The sequence below is a fragment of the Veillonella rogosae JCM 15642 genome (genome assembly GCF_002959775.1).
GTDB lineage: Bacteria > Bacillota > Negativicutes > Veillonellales > Veillonellaceae > Veillonella > Veillonella rogosae.
Window position 1 is genome coordinate 42260 of record NZ_PPCX01000004.1, and the last position, 18560, is coordinate 60819.

Consider the following 18560-nt stretch of genomic DNA (forward strand, 5'->3'; position numbering starts at 1 on the left):
TGTGAATATAAAACGCTTAGTTCTTCTGAGTTTAGGTGTATATAGCCTGTCTATGCCTTTAATGATACAGGCAGCTGATCCTGTTATATCTATAACTCAACAAGAGCAATTACAAAAAGACCGAGATACTCAACGAGAACGTAATCTTCGCCTCGATGCGGAACGCGTGGGGACCGTTGTCAGTGAGCCGGCACTTATAGACGTACCTTCAAATAAGAATGGTACGTCTTTTTATATTAAGCAAATACAGTTAGATGGTGTGCCTAAAGAATTATCGTTTCTAAATAAGATTGCTCGTAAGCATGAGCAAAAACATGTGACTGTATCAGATATTACTAATATTCGTAATGCCTTTCAACGTAAATTACTAGACAAAGGCTATGTTACTTCTCAGGTATATATTCCAGAACAAAATTTAAATGCTGGAACCTTACAATTTATGGTTATGCCTGGTCGAGTGGAAGATATTCAATATAGTGATTCTTCGGCTCATGGTCCTTGGCGCACTGCATTTCCTGTGCGTCCAGGAGATATCCTTAATATCCGAGATGTAGAACAAGGCCTAGAGCAGATGAAACGGGTATCATCTCAATCGGTAACAATGAAGTTACTTCCAGGTACATCTGTTGGTACTTCTATTATTGAACTATCGATTAAACAAGATAAACCAGTACATGGATCAATTAGCTTCGATAATAGTGGTCTAGAGTCTACAGGGGTATATCAAGGTAGTTTTACATCATCTTTTGACCAAGTTTTTAGAGCTAATGATACCTTTACTTTGTCGCTATCAGGTGACCTTAGTGGTTCGGGTAATATAAAAGGAACTCGTGCAGCTAGTCTTAATTATGTGATACCTCATGGAAAAGATACGTTTAGTTTAAGTTTTTCTAAATCAAGATATCATCAAACTATTCAATCTAATCCTTATGATTTCATATATAGTGGTAAGTCCACTACTATGAAGACGAAATGGAATCATGTTTGGACGCGTACACAACGTGAAAAACGTGCCTTTGATATTTCTATTAGCACACGGCATAATCATCGCTTTATCAATGATATGGAAATACCTGTGCAAGCATTACGTACCACTTCAATGGAGTTTGGTGTTTCTAACCGTAAATATATTGGGAATGCTACGCTGTACTCTCGTTTAGGGTTCCAATGGGGGATAGGTGCACTTGGCGCACAACCTGAACATAAGGCTTCTGTTGCCATGGGTGGTCCTACATCTAGATATCATATGTGGCTTGTAGATGTAGATTATCGAAAACCATTTGTTATGGGCCATCGACCTGCATCCTTTACGTCTTCGTTCCATGGACAGTGGGTTCAAGGTGGTAAAAGACTGTATAGCGTAGACACTATAAATATTGGTAACCGATATAGTATCTATGGCTTCGATGGCGAATATACACTTATGGGCGATAGTGGTTGGTATGTACGTAATGAAGTATCATCTGTTATTCCTCGCCTTAATACAGAAGTATATCTTGGTTTTGATGTTGGGGCTGTATATGGTAAAAGTACAGAATCTCTAGTCGGTAAAACAATTGCAGGTACTGCGCTTGGTGTACGGGGTAACTATGCATCAGGTTTACTGTTTGATGCATTTGTTAGTACCCCTTTATATAAACCGCAAGGCTATCATACGAAAAAGTTTTATAGCGGATTTACCGTAGGGTACAGATTCTAATCTCAATATAATTAAGACTGTATATGTGTTGAACTAGCATGTGTTGAGCTAGTATTTATATAATTGGAGAGTTGTATGTGTAAAACAAATCAAGAACGACGTACGCTAGGACGAAAGATAATGTCTTGGCTAACCTTTGGTGTATTTGTAGCATCTCAATCGATGGTGTTGGCTGCACCAATTACGCCAGATAATAATGCTGTTATTACTGAACGACCGTTAGTTCAGGAAACAGCTAATCAGATTCCACTAGTTAACGTGACGGCCCCTACTAATGGTGGCGTCTCTATGAATAAATATGATCAATTTAATGTAGAGAAACAAGGGGCTATTTTAAATAACTCATATGTAACGAGTAAAACAGAACTTGCTGGCTATGTGCAAGGTAATAGCAACATGGTGAATGGTACTGCAAAGGTTATCGTAAACCAAGTTACATCAGATACACCGACAACTATGAATGGTTATTTAGAAGTGGCGGGGCAAAAAGCCTCCGTTGTTGTGGCTAACCCTAATGGCATTACAGTTAATGGTGGAGGCTTCCTCAATACGGAGCATGCTGTGTTAACTACAGGTAGACCAGAATTAGATAGTGCTGGAAATTTACAAAATTACCGTGTAGAACAAGGCAAAGTCTCTATTGAAGGTAAAGGTCTTGATGGGAAACGTGCAGATTCTGTGTCTATCTTGGCACGAACTATTGATGTAAATGCAGGTGTTTGGGCAAATAAACTCAATACTCGTACTGGAAAAAATAATATTGACGCCAAGAATTTAAAGGCTACAGCTTTAGATTTGTCGTCTACTGAAACAAAGCCAAGTATTGGCTTAGATGTGGCTGCAGTTGGTGGGATGTATGCAAATCATATTACTATGGTTGGTACCGAAGCTGGTGTAGGTGTTAATCTTAATGGCGTAGTCGCAGGGACTCAATCTGTTTCTGTCGATGCTAATGGTCATTTATCTGTTAATGGGACACTTCAATCTGATACAAGTCTCGTAGTTAAAGCAAACTCTATACAGAATACAAAGACAATTGCTTCTGGTGGAGAGTTAGGTTTAGAAACAAAAGAGTTAAATAATACAGGGCATATTACATCCGCTAAAAATGGACATGTTAAGGTAAAAGAAACCTTAACTAACAAAAATACAATGGCAGCTGGCGCTAATACGCAGGGCGCTGTGACAGATAATGGTTCCTTGTCTATTGAGGCAGGTACTGTTCGTAATACTAATGCGGTGATTGTATCTGGTGGTACTACAACAATTAATAGTAAAGAACTACATAATACAGAGAATGGTCGCATTTATGGTCGAAAAGTAGCGATAGAAACTAAGGTGCTCGAAAACCGTAAGAATGTAGCGTTAGAATCCAAATTAGATGCTGCTATGGCAGATATGAAGGCTGCAGAAGATAAGCTTGAAGCAGCCTATGCTGTAGATACTACAGCTTTTACATCAAAAACTGAACAAGATGAATATTTGAACCGAATCAAAGAACTATCTCAAGTATATGATGAAAAACTTAAAGCTGTTAAGTTAGTACAAGAGGAATTATCTGCTCATAAAGGAAGTACTATAGCAGGTCGAGAAGATGTTACTGTTGAGGCGGACTCCATTTTAAATAGAGAAAAATCTCTTATATATAGTGGTGATACTATGACATTGGATGGTCGCGACACATTGCACAACATTGGTGGTACTATTGAGGGATTAGGAAAAGGTGTCATCCGAAGTAAAGACTATCAAAATAAGAACTCTTCTTTTACAGCAAAACGAGTTAGTCCTGAAATTGAAAAAGGTCTTTCGGGTGCAAGTAATGATGCTATGCTTACAGAGCAAGAAGATCAGATTTTAATTACAGATAAAAACCACAGTGAGCGTGGTCAAGCCTTTAAAAAGTCTGAGTTTAGTTCTTTAACTAGCGGCTATGGTGCCTATCATGATCATGGAAAATCATCACCTATGCCAATTTATGAAGCTGCAGAATATGTTACTGTAGAACAAATTACACCTGAAGAGCAAGCGGCTGGTGAAGAACCAATTCCGGCAGAATATATTGGCACACAAGTACCGTCATATGCCTATGATGATCCAATTTTTAAGGAATTTGGCATTACATCTATGACGACGGAGCGTCCTCAAACAGCAGGTCCTGAACAAGAGGCATGGGATGCACAATTTAAGCCAATTTTGACAACGTTGAATGATAAAATTAAAGTTCATAATGCAAAGGCTCAATTGCATAACCAAAAAATCTCTGGTGTGGCTAATGAAAAAATTAATGATTATACTATAATTCGAACTAAGACCATGACTTCTCATGAAGAAGTAAAAAATAGTACACCAGGTGTAGTACGCTTTGGTGGAGATATGTCATTTACTGGAAATGGTACTAATGAAAATAGTCAAATGATTGTAGGTGGTACGTTAGCTACTACGGGTGCTATTAATCAAGTTGCAAAAGAAAATCAAGAAGTGACTAATACATTTGGCACTACAGAAGCTACGTATACTTATAAAAGAAGATGGCCACATAAATCTTGGCGCCGAGGTTATAAGGGTCAATTATTTATGACGCCACAAGTAGACAAAGAGAATCCAATATCACTTGGGGTAGGCAAGAAAGAAGACAAAAATAGTAAGGCAAAAGGTGAGGTAGGGGCTAATCACCGTAAAGAGGTACAAGACTTCTTAAATCCATTTGCACAAGATAGCAGTAATGATACCTCTAAACCAACTGCAGGAACTAACATTTTAGAATTACCTACAGAATCTTTGTATAGAATACATCCTGAAAGTACTGCTAACTATGTAGTTGAAACAGATCCACAATTTACAAATAAAAAAGCCTTTTTATCATCTGATTATATGTATAAAGAGATGAAGACAAAGCCTGAGAATATTGAAAAACGACTAGGCGATGGCTTGTATGAGCAGACCTTAGTTAGAAATCAGATTGTCTCTGGTACAGGGTATAGATTCCTTGACGGGTATACAGATGATGAAAATCAATTTAAAGCCTTAATGGATGCTGGTATTGCATACGCCAAACAACATGGTATTGCTCCAGGTGTAGCGCTGACGGCAGAACAAGCAGCTAGTCTCACTAGTGATATGGTCTGGCTTGTAAAAGATGTTGTTATGGTAGAGGGAAAACCTGTTGAGGTAATCTATCCTAAGGTATACCTTAAACAAAGTAATGGTTTACAGTTACATACTGATGGAACCTTAATTAGCGCTAATGCATTAGTTATGAATGCAAAGGAAAGTATCCGTAATGAAGGTGTTATTCAAGGTAAAACAGTAATTCTTGCTACTGATAAAGATATCATTAATAGTGGTCACATTAATGCAGAAAAAGTTGGTTTGCAATCGGATAGAAATATTTACCAACAAGGTCAAGTTGTAGGGCGTGATGCTGTAGAATTACAAGCAAAAGAGAATATCACTTTTAACAATTCCATTGAACATTTAACAAACCAAGATGTTTTACATAAAACAGCAGGTATTGCCGTAACTGGCGATAAAGGAGTTATGATTGTCTCTGCTGACAATGATGTAAACCTAGGTGGTGCAACTATCGAAGCATTGGGTAAAGAAGGTGCTATCACTATTACAGCTGGACATGATATTAATAGTACTACAGATACTCTTACTGCTAAAAAAGATATGACTCAAGATGGCGATAATTATTTACGAACCTATCGTCAAACTGAGCTAGGAACGACAATAGAAGCTGGTGGAGATATATCTATTGGTGCTAAACATGATGTTAAGGCTCGTAATTTGACCGTTAGCAGTGACTCTAGTGCTGTAAAAGTCATTGGTGAACATGACGTATCTATTGAAAATGGATACAGTGAATCTAAGGATGCATTTGCGTTAAAATACAAAGAAAAAGGTCTTCTTAATAAAAAAGAAACTAAGATCAAAACGAATGATGAATCTAAAAATGCATTAATGAGCACACTTAGTGGTCACACTGTAGTGGTGGGTGCTAATAATGATGTGACACTTACATCCTCTAATGTGGTGAGTACTGCAGGAACATCTGTATTAGCAGGTCATAATGTAATAACTGATGCAGCAGCAGAGCATACGCTAAGTACCGCATCTAAACATGTCAAAAAATCTGGTATTATGGGTGCTGGCATGGGTATCATGATTGGTAAAAAACAATCTAAAGATAACTATTATATCGATGAAACTACTCATAAAGCCACTACTTTAGGATCTACTGATGGTAAGGTTACTGTACAAGCTGGTGATACAGTTCATTTGACTACTACAAATGCGGTAGGCAAAGATGGTGTTATCATTGTAGGTCAAGATATACTATTAGATGGTAAAGATGACGTGTATAAACAAGAGGAGCGTCATGAGCAAAAGTCCTCTGGTTTAACGGTAAGTTTAGGTGGCAGTGTTGTTGAAAAATTAGATAGTGCTGTCAAAAAACAACATAGTGCATCTAATAGGAAAAATAATCATTTTAAATCATTAGAAGGTAAACAATCGAGCGATAGATTGCTTTCTGCCATTGGCGAAGCAAAGCGAATTGTTGATAGAAGCTATAATGGCCAAATGAGAACTATTGACTCACAATTGGAGCGTATCAATACTGATATAGCTAGCACGCCAGCAACAGACACGACTAAGTTAGCAGAGCTTAAATCTAAGCAAGAACTGCTAATGAAAAAACGAAGTGATTTGGAAGAAAATAAAGGTATGGTTGATAAAGCTACTGATAGAGCCATAGATAGAGCTATTAATGTACAAATAGGTATTGGATCTAGTAAAAGTGTAGCTGAGTCGAAGTTAGAACGTCATACGTATTCTAGTGGGACTATTGACTCTGATGGAACTGTCTTGATTCATGCTAATAGTACAGATTCAATTAAAGGTAATATTACTGCGATTGGAGAACAAATCAAAGGGAAGAATGTAAAATTAGCTGCTTCCAATAATATTAATCTAGAGGCAGGTTCAAATACGCAACGTATTGAAACAAATAGTAAGTCTAGTGGCTGGAATGTCTCTGCTAATATTGGTATGAGAACTGGTGGGCTCGTAGGCTGGTCGGCTTCCGCTTATAAAGGGTCAGAAAATGGCATAGAAGATACTACAACTTATACTGGTACACATGTTGTAGGTTCTAACAATGTGTCTATCGAAAGTGGCAATGATACTAACCTTATCGGTTCTACTATCTCTGGACAAGGTGTAACGGCGAAAGTAGGTAATAATCTGACTGTAGAGAGTTTGCAAGACAGTCGAATCTATCATGAAACATCTAAGAACAAGGGTATTTCTATCTCTGGCGCAAACTTTATATCTCAACCTACGATTAATGGTGTTAATGTAAAAGGTAATATTGATAGTACTTATAAAAGTGTTACAGATCAATCTGGTATTTATGCAGGTCATGATGGTGTGAATATTACTGTTGGCAATATGACAACATTAAAAGGTGCTACTATAACTAGTAAGGCTACACCTGAAAAAAATAAGCTATCTACCAAATCTCTAGTTATGGAAGACCTTCATAATGAAGCGTCTTATAAGGCTAAGAAATCTGGTATAGCAATGAATACATCCGGATTGACAGCAAAAGGTATTCTCGGTAAAATCAACCCATTAGGGCTATCTCCGATAGTTTCTATTCCAGTATCAGATGAAGCCCAATCTACCACTAAATCTGCTATTAGCGATGCTATATTGGTAGAAGTAGAGGGTAAAACTCTTACTACTATTAACAGAGACACTGAACATGCACTCAATAGTATTAAACCAATATTTGATAAGGCTGATGTAAAAGAACGTATGGAATACGTTAATGCTGTATCTGATGAAGGCTTTAAACTTATTGGTGATTTAGCATTTGCTCAAAAGATAAAATACGAGCTAAAAGCACAGACAGAAACTGATGCTGGTATGAAAGCTAGATATGAAAAAGAAGCTAAGAATTGGAGTGAGGGTGGTGCATATAAAGTTGCATTACATGGTGCTTTTGGTGCATTTGTTTCTAATCTATCTGGTGGAAATTCTTTGAATGGATTAGCAATTGGTGCAGGGAATGAATATTTAAATAAAGTATTAGATAAGCATCGAGATGGAAATATACATAAATGGTTTAGTACTATTGTAGGTAAATCTTTAGGTTCTACTGAGAGTGGTATTGCTTTATCTGCAACTACCAATAACTGGTTGACACATGGAGATCAGGTTAATTTTGTTAATGATCTTGTTGCATTTAAGAATAATCAATCAATATTAATCAAAAAACTAGCATATTATGATAGTTTGATGGATTTTCAACATTATCATAATCATATCTATAAAACTAGTAATTATTTATCTATAGATGGAGTTTATTCAGTATTAAAGCAAACTGACCCTGATGTATTAACGGATGGAATAAATACATCATTTTCTGATGTAATGTATAATGTTTTAAATAAATATATTTATAGTCAAGGTGATGATGTTATAGCTGAGTTTGAAGATCAAAAGGCATTTCAAAGCGCTAAAATTATTAGCAGTAAATCTGGAGTAACCTTCATGGAAGCTAGAAATAATAAACCGGCCTCTAATGATTGGCGAGATAGTTTAAATAATGTCCATTTAGAAAAAAACAGCGGTAGTAATGGCTACTACACAGAACAAAACGAGATGAATCGACCTAAAGTTTATGCTAATGAAGGAGATAGATTAGCTGAAGCGGGCGCGCATGTTGTGACTGTGGGAGGGCATAATTATGCGATAGTTGGTAAAGATCCTGTAGAATTTTACTATACAACTTACCCGGCTCAATATACAGAGGACCAGTTTGGCAATGCCTTGGCTGATCAATTGGTCCCTGTGTATCCACCTAACCCATATATGACTTCACGTTATGTTCTTTACGGTGGTAAAGCTTATTATACTAATCGTGAAGCAACCGTAGCAGTAGCAGATACTAATTTAGCTTCTATTGGTGAAGACTATGCATTTAGTCGCAGTGGGGAGGTAATCCATGGTAAGCTTACAGGGCGTTTTAAGGAGGTAAATAAGGGCCCAGGTCTTGATGGGAAGGTCCCACTCACAGACTTAAAGTCGGGAGTTATACTTGATGGAGGAAAAACTATTATAGCTGGGCAAGAAAATTTATGGCATTATAAGAATGGTCTAATTTCTTCTGAAGCAAATCATAATGTTGGTGTAATACAGGTTAAAGGGCTTGCAGTAGTTAATCCTGAAAACCCTGGGATAGGAGCAGGAGGAAAGTTAGCAGTAGTTGAACTTGAGTCTGTTAATAAATTAGGAAATGATAATTTTTATTTAGAAGGAGCTATCCGAGGCGGTATTGGAATTTCCGGAAAGGTTATGTATTCAACCAAAAATGATAAAAAGGAAGAGGTTAAACCTACAATAGCTGGAGCTGTTTCTCGAAATGGTCTTTATGCTGAAGGGGAGATTTCAATAGGTGGTAAAATTTTTGAAGAGGTTGATGAAAATAAAAAGAAACGATTTTATTTTCCTAACACTACTATTCAATAAAGTGTATCTTATTTAGAAGGTGTAAATTAATGTATAGTAAATTTTTTATCTACAGAGTTATTATATGTACCATTCCAATTATTCTTATGGATATAGCTCTTATTAGCGCAATGATAACTGGTGGATACGAAGGAAATCTAAAAGCAGCAATACTAGCGGGGATAGTATTGCACATAGTTTTATATATATTAAGTCGTAAACAAGTAAACTTATTAATACAAGCATTTAAGCAAAATGGGTTTAAAGAGATTAATAATCTATTCAATATGACATATGTTTTTCTAATCGTATTTTTTATGATATTAATTGCTATAAAACTTATGAGGTATTAGAAAATTAAAGCTTATTAGCTAAAAGAGGTATTGTATTTTTACATACAATAAAGGGGCTGTAACAAAATAGCTCCTTATCCATTATTTGAGGTATAGGGTAAAATTCATATGTCCCTTTTATTACATAATGATTGGGAAGAGTTTGTGCGTGTAGAAGAATATGCTTTTACCTTTGATGAATTACATGAGGATGTAGTGATATAAGTGATTCCTTATATGCTATAATTAAGTGTTACATGAACTATTTAATATATCTAATTATAGAGTTATAGCATTTATAGAAAGAGGTTCCTTATGGCATCCGGCAGATCTGAAAAAGAGTTACAAGGGGTAACGATGTTAGGTCACAAGACCGATTACCCTACTGATTATGCACCACAGGTGTTAGAGGCGTTTGATAACAAACACCCTGATAACGATTACTTTGTTAAATTTAATTGTCCTGAGTTTACAAGCTTGTGCCCTATGACAGGTCAACCAGACTTTGCGACAATCTACATTTCCTATGTACCAGATAAGAAAATGGTAGAGTCCAAGTCTTTAAAATTATATCTATTTAGTTTCCGTAATCACGGGGACTTTCACGAGGACTGCATCAATATCATCATGAAAGACCTTGTGAAGTTGATGGACCCTAAGTACATCGAGGTATGGGGCAAGTTTACGCCGCGCGGTGGTTTGTCCATAGATCCATACGCAAACTACGGCAAGCCTGGTACAGAGTGGGAAAAGACTGCAAAAGAGCGCCTTCATTTCCACGACATGCAGCCTGAGCGCGTAGCATACCGTTAATATGGCATACGAATATTTAACAGTGGTCACATCGTTCATAATGTTTTTTATGATTGGTGTGACCTTGTCTATACACCCTGCGTCGATTATGGTAGGGACGAATACCTATATAGAATCACAAAGCAAATGGACTCGATGGAACGGATATATTATCTTTATATTGCTCCTATTTGTTATGGACCTGTTCCTAACAAATGCTGAATATCTAGCCTTTTACGATATATACGGCAACCTTATGAACATAAGCCATCTCAATGTTGATTTTATGGATATTTTCTTTAGTGAAAGTTTCCAAATCGTTGTAGCGGTCTTGTTTTTGCTCGTCGTATTCCAAGTTTTGGGACTCGTCGATGTAGCCCATGGTGAAAGAAATCTATCCTTTTACTACAGTCAAGTAGAGACGGGCAAGAAGCCGCCATCTTGGATGGAGCGATACCTGGAAAGCGAGAAGGGCTCGCTAGGGGCAAGTATAATAGGACTCCTATACATGCTGTGGATGACCAAGCGGAGCATGTGGACATATATTGTCTGCGTTGTGTGGTTCAAGGTACTTGCTATGCTAATGAATGTACTAGTTTCACCCGTTATCAACCGCATTATGCACACCAATAATGAACTAGCGACACATGTGATTCTTGATCCTTATATTATTTCCTATGTACTGGCAGGCTTCTTATGGGGCCATGTGGCGCTACATCATGACTTGAGTAAAGCATATAGATTGGCCAAGAGCGTTGTCATACCCTTAGTTCCTCGTCTAAGTGTACTGGTGGGGGCCGTTCTCTTTATTGGATTATCTTTAGCCATCATATTCGTTCCTATCACGTGGGATGTGGTGGTGGACGTGCTTACAAGTAAATAGATGAACCTTGTTATTTCCTGTGTTTTTTGGGTTTTAAAAGTTATTCTCATTCTCTTGACAATGAATTGATTCAGGTGTTAGAGTATGGTTGTATTAATCAGAATACATAAACGTTTATACCTAGTGTATAGTGAGTAACAAGGTGAAATACATATCGTCCTTGGGATATTCCTGAGGGCGATTTTTATCATCTGTCGCTAGAGGGAGGATCAGATGAGCATAGTAACAAATCAAACAACTGAACTGATTGGTAAAACTCCGGTATATCAATTACAAAATACCAATATTTATGTAAAACTTGAAAAATATAATGTAGGTGGCTCTGTGAAAGACCGTGCCGTTCTTGGCATGTTACAAGACGCCAAGGAGAAAGGCCGTATCCATGAGGATAGCATCATCGTAGAGGCTACAAGTGGCAATACAGGTATTGCTCTTGCCATGGTGGGCGCTATCTTACATATTAAAACTGTAATTATTATGCCTGAAAGCATGAGTAAAGAACGTCGTGAACTTATTAAGGCGTACGGTGCACAGCTCATCTTAACACCAAAAGAAATGGGCATGAAGGGCGCTCTTGAACGAGCAAATGAAATCTTAGAGAAATATCCTAATGCATTTACCTTGGGCCAATTTGTAAATCCTGCGAATCCAGATATGCATTACCGTACTACGGGCGCTGAAATCGTAGAGCAAGTGCCGAATGTAGATGTATTTGTGGCAGGTATCGGTACAGGTGGTACTTTCACAGGTGTTACTAGACGATTGAAAGAGCATAATCCGAATCTGAAAGCTATCGCAGTGGAACCAACAGGATCTCCGGCCATTACAGAAGGCAAGGGTGGTCCTCACAAAATTCAAGGCATTGGTGCGGGCTTCATTCCAGAGAACTTCGACCAAAGTTTGATGGATGGCGTACAAACTGTAAGCGATGAAGAAGCCTTTAGCGAAGTACAAACCTTTATGCGTGAAAGCGGTGTTTCTATTGGACTTTCAGCGGGGGCCGCTATCGTAGCAGCTAAGCGCATTGCACGAGAAGAACCAAAGGCGAATATAGTGGTTATTGCACCAGATGGGGTAGAAAAATATTTATCCCTCTTGGATTTTGCTAATAACGAATATGTAAAATAACGGATTTCGCATAGATAAAACATCTTATGTATAGGAATACAGACCACATATGTTGTATACTATATGTTATATGAGTAGAGTTATTTGAGATGGAGTCACTATGATGCAAGGTTTGCGTGAATTATGGGGCAAAATTCAATATAATATTAAGCGCGTAATGGATTCTGACCCAGCCGCAACAAGTGTGTGGATGGTTATTTGGACGTATCCGCATATTACGGCCTTGTTCTGGCATTTCTTTGCACACCGCCTCTATAAGGCAGGGTGGCCAACCTTAGCGCGTCGTGTGGCATTACATTCTCGTCACGTAACGGGCATTGAAATTCATCCAGGTGCAACGATCGGCCGCGGTTTATTTATTGACCATGGTATGGGCGTTGTAATCGGTGAAACCGCCATCGTAGGTGACAATGTAACACTATTCCACCAAGTTACACTAGGGGGGATGTCCTCTAAACAGGTAAAACGCCATCCAACCATCGAAGACGAAGTGCTCATCGGTACAGGCACAAAAATCTTAGGGGATATTACTATTGGGGCGCGCACAAAAATCGGTTGTAACCTTGTTATTAAACATGATATCCCTAAAGACATGGTTATCTTTGAAACGGATCCAGAAAATATGTATGTCCGTAAACCTCGTCGTACTAATAACGGTAAGGCTGAGGAAAAGAAAATCCCCGATGACTACATAGAATACTATATTTAATATAGTAGTAAAACAAATCTGGTTCATCGAATCCATGTTGAAATAATACGATTGACAATGCCTTATTGGGTATGATATGATTACCCAGTAAAGCATGGAGGATTACTCAAGAGGCTGAAGAGGACGGTTTGCTAAATCGTTAGGGCGGGTTACCGTCGCTAGGGTTCGAATCCCTAATCCTCCGCCATGCAGAGACCTTACATCATCTGGTGTAAGGTCTTTTTGTATACTATGATTTAATTTTATAGGTCCTGTTATTGCAATGATTCAGGTGAATCTAGGGACTCATAATTATTGTATTACACAGGTGTGTAAGGTTATAGAGTTGACGTATCACAAGGGTACTCATATAATAGATTGTATAAAATGTAATTTTAAGGAGACTCTTATGAATACAAAACATACACGTCAAATGAATGTTATCCGTCGTGCATTAGGGATTGGAGCGTTGTGCTTAGTAGCCTCTGTTGGTTTCGTTCACGCTGAAAGTATTGCTATCCCAAGCGCACGTCCTATGATTGATGGTATCGGTGCTGATGTAGAGACAATTAGCAGCTCTACTAAAGTACAACACCATGTAAGTGCAGATGTTGTAACGCCAAATGATTGGACATATACGGCACTGCAAACACTTATCAAACATGGTGCTATTACTGATACTCATGGCTTTGCTTTTGATGGCACTAGCTATACAAAAGATGAGCTCATGCCTCTTATCGATGAGGTGGTGACAAAACGGGAGCAAATGAACGAAAATGATCGCCAATATGCGTTGCGTATTTACCAAGAAAACATGCGTGATGTAATGGATTACCGCATCGCTCGCGATAAGAAAATCACCGAAGAGCGTCGCCAAAAATTAGACGCAAAACGTGCTGCAAAGGCTAAGAAATCTGGCAAGACTTACCAAGTGTCTCAAGATCAACAAGAGGCTCTTGATAAAGCTAATGATGAAGTAGCGAAACCAGAAGAGCGTGCCTTAACAGACGAGCAAATCAAAGAAAAAATGAAGAAATTTAAAATTGATGACTCTCGCGTTAAGGTAAATAACGAAGTACGCATTCGCTACGCTGGTTCCAAAGATAAGAAATCCAAAACAGATGCGCGCATGCAAACGGAGATGATCTTTACTCTATAACCCTTAATTAGGAGTTATATTGCCTATCACTATCTTCTTGCATCTCTTCATGACAAGTAGCCGCAAGGTGATGGGGGAATATGCGAACCGTACATTTACAAATAAATGATAACTATAAAGGGACCGCTTCTGATATGTACCCATTTTCCTGGACACATATTATTTACTAGCCTAAACACATGGATGCTTCTCTGTATTTCACAGGGGGCATCCATTTTGTTTTTGCTTGAATCCTTTTGTTATTGTAATAGTTAATGTATTCTTCTATCGCTGCTGCAAAAGCATTAAAAGATGAATATTCTCTCTCAAAACCATAATATATTTCCGTTTTCAATCTACCAAAAAAGGTTTCCATCACAGAGTTATCATAACAATTTCCTTTTCGAGACATAGATTGAATAATACCATGCTCTTTGAGTGTTCTCCTAAAGTACTTATGTTGGTATTGCCATCCTTGATCAGAATGGAGGATTAATCCTGAAAGATTAGTAAACTTCTTGAATGCCTTCTCTAACATACGAGAAATTTGTTCTAAGTTAGGACTTAATGCTAAGTCATAAGCAACAATCTCATTCGTATTCATATCTAAAATAGGCGACAAATAGCATTTTCCCCATGAGAAATTAAATTGAGACACATCAGTAGTCCATTTTTGTAATGGTGCAGTTGTACTAAAATCTCTATTGACGATATTTTCTGCTACCTTACCGACTTTCCCTTTGTAAGAGTGGTACTTTTCTTTCGGTCGCTTTCCTGCGAGCCCCATAATATGCATAAGTCTTTGCACTCGTTTATGATTGACTACAAAGCCTCGATTAAGAAGCTCTTGATATACACGGCGTACACCATACCGGCCTTTATGTTCTGTAAAAATCTTTTGAATTTCATCTTTTAGCTCTGTATTTCTTTTATCTACAAGATCTACTTTAGTAAGTTCAAAATAATAGGTAGATTTGGACATTGGCATAGCTTTCAAAAGATGTTTTAGTTGATAGCCTTGTTGGCGGAGCGTTTTGATAATCGCTGCTTTTTCGCCTTGAGTCGCGCAGCCTCTTTTTCTTCTCTCAAGGCAATCTCTTTTTTTATGACTTCATTTTCAGCTTTAATATAAGCAATTTCAGCTCGTAAGCGAATGAGTTCCTCATATTCACTCTCTTTGAGCTCTCGAGGTGAGATAGTCTTAGGTACTTTCATTTTGCAATCCTTTGGTGATCGTCCTTTAGGTTTATTAATAAGACCATTGTATCCCAAAGTTTTGTATTTATGAACCCATTGATACAGTTGGCCAGTATTAATTCCAGCCCTAATAGATACAGAGCGGATAGATTCTCCAAATAATACTTGGCATACTAACTCATATTTCTTCTCTGGAGACCAACATCGCTTATCTGGATTATGCTTATTGATTTCTGGGCCATTAAACTCTTCCTGTTTAGCCCATTTTATTATTTGTTCGTGAAAAGTATGAGTCAATACTCCAGTTGGCGTCTCTGGCCATTCACCTTGATTAAATAATTCAATTGCTTTTCTTTTAAATTCATAACTATATCTCATGAAAATACCCCCTTTACTGCTTGTCCAGTAAAGGGGGTACATATCATTCGGCGGTCCTTTTTCTATTGATGCAGGTATCTATATTTATTTATCTATGTATCTATGTTTATGTATCTATCTATGTTTATGTATCTATTATGTAAAAAGTGTATCTTTAAATACCCAAGAGGGGTATAAAGTATGGTACAATTAAGGATAGTGTAATATCTGTTAGGTTATATCTAGCAGTGTGATATATGGAAATTAGGAGGACCTAATGGCAAACGAAGTTAAATTACAAGATGCAATGCAATCTGATTTTACTGCTGTCGTAAGCGACATTGCAGAGGAATTATTGGCGCGCCTTAATATTGACGAGGACGGTTCTGTTATCGATATGTTCCAAACTGGTTCCTTTGATCCTTGGCAATTATTCGTCTTCTTCGGCGCTTTAGAAAAAGCTCTCGTTGAGTACAGAACGGATAAACGCAAGAAAACAGTTATCGTTCATGCACAACCTGAGGCTCTTCTTGGTATTGGCCGCGTAGTGACACCTGTATCTACTATGCTTGAGCACGTATTGATGTCTCGTCTAAACGATATGAGCGAAGGTCGCTTGGAAACAGGTATGCTTACTGTATCTGCGGAAAGCATCGATTACGAAGGTGTCAATCTTAAAGGTCGTCATGTAGTTATCGTATGTGACCTTGTAGACGAAGATTCTGATTACCTTAAAGAATGCATTAAACTATGTAAAGAATTGAAAGCGAGCCACGTTGTAGCAGTGCCTCTCATGTTGTGGAATCCTGAGTTGATCGACAACTTGACAGAGGAAACTATCAAGGCGGAATTATCCCATGAAAATCGTCCTCTCTCCTAGTAAGACAAAAACAATTACTAATGCTGCTAGCAACGCAGTCAATCATGCAGTTCGAGACGGACAATTTCAGCCGCAGATCACACAAGAAATCATAAAACATGTGCAGTCTCTCGATGTCACGGCTCTTGGCAAGGCTTTAAAGCTAAAGGATGATAAGGCACAGGCGCTCTTTGATTTCTATCAAGCGTTTGAGTCCCAGCCAGTAGGTATCGCTTGTGAAAGCTACGATGGCATTGCTTTCAAATATTTAGACTGGCAGAACTTGTCTGATGAGGCCAAGGCCTTTGGTGAAAGCCATCTCGTTGTGATGTCTGCATTGTACGGCGTCGTAGAGCCTACGATGGGCGTGCGCGATTATCGGCTCGATATGGTTGATAAGGTAGGCATTAATCTATACGACATATGGCGGGAAACGGTGGATGCATACTTTCACAAGGAAGATTGGATTCTAAACCTAGCGTCTAAAGAATATGCTAAAATGGTAAACCATCCAAAGGTAGTGACCGTTGAATTTTGGGAGTTACGAGGCGATGCCTTTAAACAGATGAGTACGTCCTCGAAAATGAGTCGCGGTGTGATGGCTCACGAATGTTTAACAGCACAAGTGAAACATGTGCGGGATTTGCCGCGCGAAATCAATGGGTTTACCTGTGTCACTGACATAGATTCCATTACTATACCAAGCGAATCGATGACGGTTCGTTATGAAAGGAAGTGATTGTTTGCAAGTGCAAGACATTCTCGGAAAAGACCTCGTCGGCGATGAATGGCTGACCGAGGAAGAATTGCGATTTCTCATGTCTGTAACTGATGAAGACGAGTTGCAGTTAATATATAAAAAGGCTTACGAAGTGAAGGCGAAATATGTACAGCCTGTAGCGTACTATCGGGGCCTCATCGAGTTCTCGAACCGATGCATCAAAAACTGTAATTATTGCGGTATCCGTCGTGAAAATGACAAGACGGAACGCTTTGATATGAACCGTGAAGACATCATCAAGATGGCTCAGTGGGCGTATGACCATGAATATGGTTCTATTACGCTACAATCTGGTGAACGCAGTGATGATATATTCGTTGATTATGTGGTAGATCTCATTCGCGATATTAAGGCCCTCGGCGATGGTTCTCTGGGCATTACGATGTGCGTAGGAGAGCACAGCGAAGAGGCGTACCGTCGCATGCGTGAAGCTGGTGCGAGCCGTTATTTATTGCGCATTGAAACAACAAATAAAGAACTGTACCATAAAATTCATCCTCAAGATGAATTGCACTCCTTTGAAACGCGCGTTGAATGCTTACGTCGTTTGCGCCGCGTAGGCTTTCAAGTAGGTACAGGTGTTATGATCGGTTTGCCTGGTCAAACGGAAGAAGATCTCGTGAACGATATCTTGTTCTACCGTGACATGGATATCGACATGATCGGTATGGGGCCTTATGTGGTGCATCATGATACGCCGCTAGGCCAAGAGGCTCTAGCGATGGGGATTGATGATGAAGCGGGCAAGCTCCGCCGCGTTCAACTAGGTCTTAAGATGATTGCGTTGACGCGCTTGTTCTTAAAAGATGTAAACATCGCGGCTACTACAGCGTTGCAAGCACTGGATAAACTAGGCCGTGAAAAAGGTTTAGCCGCGGGAGCAAACATTTTGATGCCTATCATTACGATTCCAGAACACCGTGCAAAATACTTGTTATACGATAATAAACCTTGCGTAGACGACAATGCAGAACAATGTAAAGACTGCTTGACGCGCCGCGTTATGTCCATTGGTGATACTGTAGGATGGAACCAAAATGGTGACTCCAAGCACTACGGCAAACGGACAGGAGAATTTTAGATTTATATAGTCCTCTTTTTTCGGGAAAATTTTTCCCATAAAAAGAGGACTTTTCTATTGAAGTGTCGAAATGTATTAGCAAAAGCCGTAATTTGCCAATAAGGAGG

Annotated in this window: 12 protein-coding genes and 1 tRNA gene; 11 read left to right on the forward strand and 2 right to left on the reverse strand. The window is 38.6% G+C overall.

What is annotated here, in order from left to right; all coding sequences use genetic code 11:
• Position 1 precedes the first annotated feature (1 nt).
• The 8 genes from VRHSUH09_RS02350 (at position 2) to VRHSUH09_RS02390 (ending at position 14199) form a co-directional block, all read left to right on the forward strand.
• A complete protein-coding gene (locus VRHSUH09_RS02350) occupies positions 2-1699 on the forward strand; it encodes a ShlB/FhaC/HecB family hemolysin secretion/activation protein (protein ID WP_105081263.1) in 1698 nt (565 codons plus the stop codon).
• 75 nt (positions 1700-1774) lie between these two features.
• The gene (locus tag VRHSUH09_RS02355) at positions 1775-9238 is read left to right on the forward strand and encodes a two-partner secretion domain-containing protein (protein ID WP_245875982.1); all 7464 of its coding nucleotides are present in this window, start codon (positions 1775-1777) and stop codon (positions 9236-9238) included.
• Positions 9239-9864: 626 nt separating this feature from the next.
• Entirely contained in the window at positions 9865-10362 is a 498-nt protein-coding gene (queF, locus tag VRHSUH09_RS02365; protein WP_004697960.1) for a preQ(1) synthase, read from the forward strand.
• A 235-nt stretch (positions 10363-10597) separates the two neighbouring features.
• Positions 10598-11224, forward strand: a complete 627-nt coding sequence (locus tag VRHSUH09_RS02370; RefSeq protein WP_245875983.1) for a hypothetical protein — start codon at positions 10598-10600, stop codon at positions 11222-11224.
• Positions 11225-11437: 213 nt separating this feature from the next.
• Entirely contained in the window at positions 11438-12352 is a 915-nt protein-coding gene (cysK, locus tag VRHSUH09_RS02375; protein ID WP_105081266.1) for a cysteine synthase A, read from the forward strand.
• 100 nt (positions 12353-12452) lie between these two features.
• Positions 12453-13061, forward strand: coding sequence for a serine O-acetyltransferase EpsC (epsC, locus tag VRHSUH09_RS02380; RefSeq protein ID WP_105081267.1), 609 nt, complete (start codon positions 12453-12455; stop codon positions 13059-13061).
• A gap of 96 nt (positions 13062-13157) precedes the next feature.
• A tRNA-Ser gene (locus VRHSUH09_RS02385) sits at positions 13158-13248 on the forward strand.
• Between the two features lie 201 nt (positions 13249-13449).
• Positions 13450-14199 (forward strand): hypothetical protein, encoded by a 750-nt coding sequence (locus tag VRHSUH09_RS02390; RefSeq protein ID WP_054748286.1) that lies wholly within the window; start codon positions 13450-13452, stop codon positions 14197-14199.
• Positions 14200-14365: 166 nt separating this feature from the next.
• On the opposite strand, the gene VRHSUH09_RS02395 is transcribed toward VRHSUH09_RS02390, so the two are convergent.
• On the reverse strand, positions 14366-15220 hold the full coding sequence (locus tag VRHSUH09_RS02395) for an IS3 family transposase (RefSeq protein ID WP_233187914.1): 855 nt from the start codon (positions 15218-15220) through the stop codon (positions 14366-14368).
• A complete protein-coding gene (locus VRHSUH09_RS02400; RefSeq protein WP_233187909.1) occupies positions 15184-15753 on the reverse strand; it encodes a transposase in 570 nt (189 codons plus the stop codon). The genes VRHSUH09_RS02395 and VRHSUH09_RS02400 overlap by 37 nt, the downstream gene beginning before the upstream one ends.
• A gap of 256 nt (positions 15754-16009) precedes the next feature.
• Between VRHSUH09_RS02400 and VRHSUH09_RS02405 the strand changes: the two genes are divergently transcribed.
• Genes VRHSUH09_RS02405 through hydE form a run of 3 tightly spaced genes read left to right on the forward strand, consistent with a single transcriptional unit; the run spans position 16010 to position 18453 of the window.
• Entirely contained in the window at positions 16010-16612 is a 603-nt protein-coding gene (locus VRHSUH09_RS02405; RefSeq protein ID WP_009351834.1) for a hypothetical protein, read from the forward strand.
• On the forward strand, positions 16590-17330 hold the full coding sequence (locus VRHSUH09_RS02410; RefSeq protein ID WP_105081270.1) for a YaaA family protein: 741 nt from the start codon (positions 16590-16592) through the stop codon (positions 17328-17330). The genes VRHSUH09_RS02405 and VRHSUH09_RS02410 overlap by 23 nt, the downstream gene beginning before the upstream one ends.
• Positions 17317-18453, forward strand: coding sequence for a [FeFe] hydrogenase H-cluster radical SAM maturase HydE (hydE, locus tag VRHSUH09_RS02415; RefSeq protein WP_245875984.1), 1137 nt, complete (start codon positions 17317-17319; stop codon positions 18451-18453). The genes VRHSUH09_RS02410 and hydE overlap by 14 nt, the downstream gene beginning before the upstream one ends.
• Positions 18454-18560: the final 107 nt, after the last annotated feature.